Here is a 7,362-nt window from a genome sequence, read left to right as displayed (position 1 = left end):
TGAATTAACACATATGCAACCTAACATATATTAAATATTTTAGTTCTTTGTAACAGTCGCTGACTTGAGAAAAAATGCGTTGATTTTTCATTTATATCAACCTATTACACTTCTTCTCGCACCATGCCATTGATGACAATATTGTTATAACTCACCATGCCAATGACCTCCCCATCTTCAATGACCGGAGCTCGGCTAATGCCAAATCGTTCAAATAGGCGCGCACAATATTTCACATTCATATCAGGGTCGACACACAAAGCGGGCTTGGTCATGATCTCATAAATATTCGTGCGCTGTGGAGAGCGATTATTCGCCAACACCTTTTTGGCGATATCATTCATCAAGACGATGCCATATTCATCGTTGTCATCTCGCTTTTTCACCACCAGCGCTTTGACTTGGTATTTTTTAGCCAACGTTATGCCTTCATAAACTGTCATTAGCCCATCAACCATGACATAAGTAGCCGCCATTACATCTCGAACTCTAATTATCGTTTGACTGCTCATAACTCATCCTCGACCACTTTGGTCAACGTCTCTACTTGATGCGCGACACCGACTGCATCCTCAATATCGATCTGAATAGCAATGCCCTGCCCCGACTCTCGGTCGAACTCACCAACTTCATTGATGGTTTCTAATATGTGTCGAGAAAGGTGCTCCTCAACGACAAACAGCAGCACATCTTTTTGTACTTCCAGCGTTAAGCCAAAAAACGTTCGCTTTTGATTTAAGCCTTGTCCACGAGCGTTATTAATCACCGTCGCACCAGTCGCGCCAGCTTCGCGAGCAGCGTCCAGTACCTTGTCTGTTTTGCTGTCTTCAACAAACGCAAGTATCAATTTAAAGCGCATTTTCTTCGTCCTCCGAGATATCTTTATTCAGCCATTGGGTTATTTGCGCATAGCCCATCACAGAGATCATAGGAAACAGACTGGCAAAAGCGATCAAGCCAAAGCCATCAATCATTGGGTTTCTTCCTGGGACGGTAGAAGCAAGCCCCAGCCCTAATGCGGTTACAAGCGGAACAGTGACAGTAGAAGTCGTGACGCCTCCAGAATCGTAGGCGAGTGGAACAATAAGCTTTGGCGCATAAAACGTTTGAATCACAACCACGATGTAACCCGCAATGATGTAATAGTGAATAGGGTCACCAACAACAATCCGATAGCTCCCTAGCGCGATGCCAATGGCCACCCCAAATGCAACAGCCACGCGTAAGCCGTTAATACTGATACTGCCACCAGAAACTTGGTTTGCTTTTATCGCTACCGCGATTAGAGAAGGCTCAGCAATCGTGGTACTAAAACCGATAAAAAAGGCGAAGGTATACACCCAATAGTAGTCGACCCACACTAAGGCTTTTCCCACAGAGACTTTAAACTCTTGTAAAAATTCCGGCGCTGTCAGTTGCACGGCCATGGTCTCTCCGAGCGGAAACAGAGCCATTTCTAATCCGAGCAAAAAAAGAGCGAGCCCAAGAATCACATAAACAAACCCAAGCAAAACCCTCTTAAGGTTGTTAACTGGACGCCTTAACACCGCTAACTGAAAACCAAAAATAATGCTGGCGATGGGAATGACATCTCGAACGGTCGATAATAAAGTGTCTAGGAAATGTTCAATTGAAATCATGTTACGACCATTCCGTAAACCATCACAAACATCATCGGTAGCAGCGAGGCAAAAGCGATCAAACCAAAACCATCCACCATGGGGTTGCGCCCTTTAATCGCCGATGCTAAACCAACCCCTAGTGCAGTGACCAAAGGCACGGTGATAGTCGACGTCGTCACACCTCCAGAATCATAAGCAACGCCAATAATGGCTTCAGGTGCAAACCACGTCAGGACTACAACGCCGACGTAGCCGCCGATGATCATGTAATGAATTGGCCACCCTTTTAAGATGCGCAGAACGCCAATAACGATGGCGATCCCCACAGAAAGAGCCACCGTTACTCGTAGCCCTTGTCCATAATTCTGCATGGATTGCTCTGAGTTTGTGATCATCCCTCCTTCTGCCGCAACTTCTGATGCTTCTTCTGCTACGGCCGTTAATGCAGGCTCGGCGATCGTGGTGCCAAAGCCTAGACAAAACGCAAAAACTAACAACCAGAATACGCTGCCTTTTTTTGCAAAGGCTTGAGCCATACTCTCTCCGATAGGAAAAAGACCAAGCTCTAGACCAAAAATAAAAAACGTTAACCCTAAAACCACAAGCAATAAGCCAAAAAGAATGGAGATGAGATTAGGAAGTGGCTCTTGCAAAACAACTAATTGAAAAAAAGTGATAACAACAACGATGGGTAGCAGATCGCGAGCACTATTAAGGAGCGCTCGAAAAAGAGCAACAAATGCTTCCATACCTATCCTCCTTGATGGTGCAAACTGATTACGCTTGTTCCGGTAGCGATGTTTCTAGTCTGGCATAGATTTAGTTCTCCTACCGTGAACGAATTAGCGCCATGCATAACATTTAGTTACATTTTTTCAATATGTGAAGTCAGTAGCCTCGCTACAGGCTTGCCACTATCCTAGAAATAATAGTGTTGAGATGATCAAGCTCAGCACAAAACGACTATAATGTTCTAATACGTGTACATTCAAAGAGATAACATGAAGATATTACTCACAGGTGGCACTGGGTTTATTGGTTCGGAGTTGCTCAAGCTGCTATCCACTCACCAAGTTATGCTACTTACACGCTCTCCTGAGCAAGCAAAACAACGCCTCCAACACGCTGATTTGGGTAATATCGAATACCTTGACTCGCTTGAGTCATTCGCCGATCTCAATCACATTGATGCCATAATTAATCTTGCGGGTGAGCCTATCGCAGATAAAAGATGGACCAGCGAGCAGAAAGAAAAAATCTGCAAAAGTCGCTGGAAAATTACCGAACAAATCGTTGAACTGATCCACGCCAGCACAGAGCCTCCCGCAGTTTTTATTAGTGGCTCGGCCGTTGGTTACTATGGCGATCAACAAGACCACCCGTTTGATGAGTGCCTGCGTGTTAACAATGAAGACTTTCCTCACGAGGTTTGTGCAAAATGGGAACAAATAGCCAAACGCGCAGAGTCTGAACAAACACGTGTTTGTCTATTGCGAACTGGCGTAGTACTCGGGCTTAATGGCGGTGCGTTGGCGAAAATGCTCTTACCTTACAAACTTGGTGTAGGCGGCCCGCTCGGGAACGGTAACCAGTACATGCCTTGGATTCACATTCTGGATATGGTCCGCGCCATCATGTACTTGCTTGAAACACCACATGCCCACGGTGCGTTCAATATGTGCGCACCTCACCCTGTGACTAACCGTATCTTTAGCGGCACGTTGGCAAAAACGCTCAAACGACCACATATCTTGTTCACGCCTAAATGGGCAATGGAGCTCCTAATGGGTGAATCTTCCTGTTTATTGTTCGATAGCATGAGAGCCAAACCCAAAAAGCTCACCGAACTTAGCTTCAAATTTAGCTACTCCAGAATAGAGCCAGCACTCAAGCACTTGCTTCATGACCGGAGCTGATGAATGATGACCTCATTCAATGTTGCTTGAGGCTTAATTTATGAAAAAGTCGATTCTTATTACGGGTTGCTCAACCGGTATCGGTTACGTGTGCGCTCACGCCCTGCAAAACGAGGGATTTCATGTCATTGCATCTTGTAGGAAAGAGCAAGATGTCCAACGTCTAATTAATGAAGGGCTAACCTGCATCAAGCTAGACCTAAACAGCCCTGAAAGTATTTCTTCGGGCGTGAAGCAAGCATTAGAGCTAGCAGAGGGTAAGCTTTATGCCGTGTTCAATAATGGTGCCTATGGCCAGCCCGGTGCATTGGAAGACTTGCCCACCGAGGCTCTTCAAGCTCAATTTCAGACCAACTTTTTTGGTTGGCACCAGTTAGTCAGAGAAGTGCTTCCTCACATGCGCATACAAGGCGAAGGACGCATAATACAAAACAGTTCTGTTCTTGGCTTTGCTGCAATGAAATACCGCGGCGCCTACAATGCGTCAAAATTTGCCCTAGAAGGCTGGACTGACACACTACGGCTAGAGCTTGCGGATACGAATATCAAAGTGGCATTGATAGAACCTGGGCCTATCGAAACTCAATTTAGAAACAATGCATTAAAAGCCTTCGAGAAGTGGATTGATATTGAATCCAGCCCTCACCGCCTCGCCTATGAAGGACAAAGAGAGCGACTCAACAAAGACAAATCTAATAATCGATTTGTTTTACCTGCTGAGTCCTGCGTCGCACCTGTTCTTCATGCATTAACTAGCGCTTCACCTAAAATTCGCTATCGAATTACTACACCGACTAAATTATTCGCAGTCTTGAAAAGACTATTACCAACCCGTGCACTTGATAAAATTTTGCGACAGGCCGCATAAAAAAGTTTTGTCGAAATGTAATTTCACCGTAACAATGTGATGTCATTATGAACATGTAGGTTAAAAAAACCTCAACTAAACGAATCAATTTCTACGCAATTCAGCGGGGATTCTTTCGCCCAAAGTGATTGAGTTGCTTAGATTTGGTATCGCCACCCATTACGTTTTGTAGCAATGTTTTTACTACTGCGAGGCAATAATGACATTAAATCAGCTTAACTGGCTTAGTGTGGGTGTAGTGTTGACCATGTTCATCCTATTTTGATACCGCACTAACAAATAGCATTAGAACTGCGCTGCTTCGGCAGCGTTTTCTTTTTGCCTTACACCTATTCAGCAGTAACACTATTCTCTTACCGCATCCTTTCACAAAATAGAATGATTCATTATTGATGATGATTAGCAACCATCGCTTGAATTTCCCTTAAATCAACTCCATATCTATTATCAACGACAAGACACAAAGCAAGGATACTCTGATGCAATCCCCATTTATCGTTGAGATAACAGAACAGAACTTTCGCGAAACTCTTGAAGGATCAATGAACACGCCCGTTCTGATCCACTTTTGGGCCAATGCTCAACCAGAAAGCGCACAGATACTCCCTGAGTTGCAATCTCTTGCTCAACAGTACAACGGTGCATTTACGCTTGCTTTATTAAATTGTGAAGATCAGCCGGCTCTAGCATCTCAATTTGGTGTGCAAGTATTGCCAACTATCGCACTGTTTATAAATGGTCAAGCCGTCGATGGATTGGGAGGCCCTCAGCCAATTGATGCCATTGCAACCATGCTACAAAAGCATTTGCCAAGCCCAGATGAACAGCTATTAAAGCAAGTCAGTGAACTTCTTCAGCAAGGTGAACATGCTCAGGCTTTAAGCATCATCCACACTTTGCCGCCAGAACTGCAAGAGCGTGGCGATGTGAAACTCGCGATGGCTGATTGTTTATTAGAAACCAAACAATTTGATGTCGCTCAAGAGCTACTGAACGCTATCCCTCTTGAGTATCAAGATAACTACTACAAGAGTCTAATAGCCAAGCTCGAGCTGCATTTGCAGGCTGCAGATAGCCCTGAGTTACAACGACTAGAACAAGCATACGCAGCAGACATGGCAAACTTCGAACTTGCTTGTGAATTGGCGGTACAGTACAACCAAGTGGGTCGTGATGAAGAAGCGCTGGAACTGCTGTGGAATATTCTTAAAAAAGACTTGGGCGCCCAAGACGGTGAAGTGAAGAAGACTTTTATGGATATTCTCAGCGCGCTAGGTCAAGGCAACGCATTAGCAAGCAAATATCGCCGTCAGCTGTATTCGATTCTGTACTAACTCGCTGAAAAGTGAAACTTCAACTAAAGGCCGGATATTCCGGCCTTTGTTATATAAATAACCAATAACCTCTTAAGGTTCTCAGAACTTCAATTGTCTATTGTCTATAAATAGGTAAAAATGAATCGGACATTATGCACTTAAGGGAATAACTCATGCCAATTGATTCACTGATTACCATCGGTATTTTCGTCGTTCTTGCTGTAGTTATCTTATCTTCAGCCATTAAGACGGTGCCACAAGGAAATAACTGGACAGTCGAACGCTTCGGACGCTACACCCATACGCTAAAACCCGGCTTAAACTTGATCATCCCATTTGTTGATAAGATAGGGCAAAAAGTCAACATGATGGAGCGCGTTCTTGATATTCCAGCGCAAGAAGTTATTTCAAAAGACAACGCTAACGTAGTTATTGATGCCGTCGGATTTGTTCAAGTCATCGATGCTGCCAAAGCGGCTTATGAAGTCAACGATTTGGAACATGCCATTAGAAATTTAACTCTCACCAATATCCGCACCGTTTTAGGCTCAATGGAGCTGGACGAAATGCTGAGTCAGCGTGACATGATCAACTCCAAGCTGCTGGCAATTGTTGACCAAGCCACCAACCCATGGGGTGTAAAAGTCACACGAATTGAAATAAAAGATGTCCAGCCACCATCCGATCTAACGGCGGCGATGAATGCTCAAATGAAAGCCGAGCGAAATAAACGAGCGGAGATTCTCGAAGCAGAAGGGGTACGCCAAGCTGAAATTTTAAAGGCTGAAGGTCATAAGCAATCGGAGATATTAAAAGCTGAGGGCGAAAAGCAGTCTGCTATTCTCCATGCTGAAGCTCGTGAACGCGCCGCGCAAGCAGAAGCAAAAGCGACTTATATGGTTTCTGAAGCGATTGCCAAAGGCGATATGCAAGCCGTCAATTACTTCATTGCTCAGGGCTATACCGAAGCGATCAAAAGCATTGGTCAAGCCGAAAACGGCAAAATCATTATGCTTCCATTAGAAGCGACCGGACTAATGGGCTCGGTTGCAGGGATAGCAGAGATGTTTAAACAACAAGATAAAGAATAACTTATGGACTTTTTCAGTTTGCTGGAAGGTATCTCTTTCTGGCATTGGCTAGCCTTCGGTTTTGCACTTCTAGCGGTAGAGCTACTTGGGACTGCGGGATATTTTCTCTGGCTCGGAGTTTCTGCACTTATCGTTGGGGCACTAATGACCGTCTTGTCAATGAGCTGGCAACTACAATGGCTTTGCTTTGCAAGTTTCAGCTTAATCACCACTTGGTTATGGTGGCGACGACAATGGTCTCAAGACAAGAAAGAAGACCAAGAAAGAGATCTGAACCAAAAGTATAAGCAGTTAATCGGACGCACACTTACCATTGAAGAGGACTTTTCTGTTGGACTCAATCGTATCAAGGTTGCCGATACCACGTGGTCGGCACAGTCGGATCAAGCACTTCCAGCAGGAACGCGCGTTAAAATAAAAGATATCGATGGTATTATTTTAATCATTGAGCCTGATTCTAAGTAATTTATGCCAAAGTAATGGGGCAAACTATGCTCCATTACTTTAATCTAAACAACCGCTTTCATTTCATTGATTTAATTAAAATCG

At 44.3% G+C, this 7,362-nt stretch carries 9 protein-coding genes; 5 read left to right on the top strand and 4 right to left on the bottom strand.

The window, feature by feature from the left end; all coding sequences use genetic code 11:
• Positions 1–104: 104 nt before the first annotated feature.
• The 4 genes from CAG69_RS04420 to CAG69_RS04405 are packed head-to-tail and all read right to left on the bottom strand — an operon-like array spanning position 105 to position 2,371.
• Positions 105–512, bottom strand: a complete 408-nt coding sequence (locus CAG69_RS04420) for a CBS domain-containing protein (protein ID WP_005393075.1) — start codon at positions 510–512, stop codon at positions 105–107.
• Positions 509–859, bottom strand: a complete 351-nt coding sequence (locus CAG69_RS04415) for a P-II family nitrogen regulator (RefSeq protein WP_005393077.1) — start codon at positions 857–859, stop codon at positions 509–511. The genes CAG69_RS04420 and CAG69_RS04415 overlap by 4 nt, the downstream gene beginning before the upstream one ends.
• Positions 849–1,640 (bottom strand): DUF1538 domain-containing protein, encoded by a 792-nt coding sequence (locus CAG69_RS04410; RefSeq protein WP_161442917.1) that lies wholly within the window; start codon positions 1,638–1,640, stop codon positions 849–851. Before CAG69_RS04410 ends, CAG69_RS04415 begins: the two co-directional genes overlap by 11 nt.
• The gene (locus CAG69_RS04405; RefSeq protein WP_161442915.1) at positions 1,637–2,371 is read right to left on the bottom strand and encodes a DUF1538 domain-containing protein; all 735 of its coding nucleotides are present in this window, start codon (positions 2,369–2,371) and stop codon (positions 1,637–1,639) included. Before CAG69_RS04405 ends, CAG69_RS04410 begins: the two co-directional genes overlap by 4 nt.
• 252 nt (positions 2,372–2,623) lie before the next feature.
• On the opposite strand from CAG69_RS04405, the gene CAG69_RS04400 reads away from it, so the two are divergent.
• The 5 genes from CAG69_RS04400 to CAG69_RS04380 all read left to right on the top strand — a co-directional run bounded on the left by CAG69_RS04400 (position 2,624) and on the right by CAG69_RS04380 (position 7,278).
• Positions 2,624–3,538 carry a TIGR01777 family oxidoreductase gene (locus tag CAG69_RS04400; protein ID WP_161442914.1) on the top strand — a complete coding sequence of 305 codons (915 nt, stop codon included), beginning with the start codon at positions 2,624–2,626 and terminating at the stop codon, positions 3,536–3,538.
• 40 nt (positions 3,539–3,578) lie between these two features.
• The gene (locus CAG69_RS04395) at positions 3,579–4,406 is read left to right on the top strand and encodes an SDR family oxidoreductase (RefSeq protein ID WP_161442911.1); all 828 of its coding nucleotides are present in this window, start codon (positions 3,579–3,581) and stop codon (positions 4,404–4,406) included.
• A 479-nt stretch (positions 4,407–4,885) separates the two neighbouring features.
• Complete coding sequence (locus CAG69_RS04390; RefSeq protein ID WP_048626123.1) at positions 4,886–5,740, top strand: co-chaperone YbbN; 855 nt, start codon at positions 4,886–4,888, stop codon at positions 5,738–5,740.
• A 155-nt stretch (positions 5,741–5,895) separates the two neighbouring features.
• The gene (locus tag CAG69_RS04385; protein WP_005393087.1) at positions 5,896–6,813 is read left to right on the top strand and encodes an SPFH domain-containing protein; all 918 of its coding nucleotides are present in this window, start codon (positions 5,896–5,898) and stop codon (positions 6,811–6,813) included.
• A 3-nt stretch (positions 6,814–6,816) separates the two neighbouring features.
• The gene (locus tag CAG69_RS04380) at positions 6,817–7,278 is read left to right on the top strand and encodes an NfeD family protein (protein ID WP_150918275.1); all 462 of its coding nucleotides are present in this window, start codon (positions 6,817–6,819) and stop codon (positions 7,276–7,278) included.
• Positions 7,279–7,362 lie beyond the last annotated feature (84 nt).

Source organism: Vibrio sp. V43_P6S15P86 (assembly GCF_009904725.1).
Lineage (GTDB): Bacteria > Pseudomonadota > Gammaproteobacteria > Enterobacterales > Vibrionaceae > Vibrio > Vibrio diabolicus.
The sequence above is the reverse complement of the archived record's forward strand: the minus strand, read 5'-3'. Positions and strand labels throughout refer to the sequence as shown.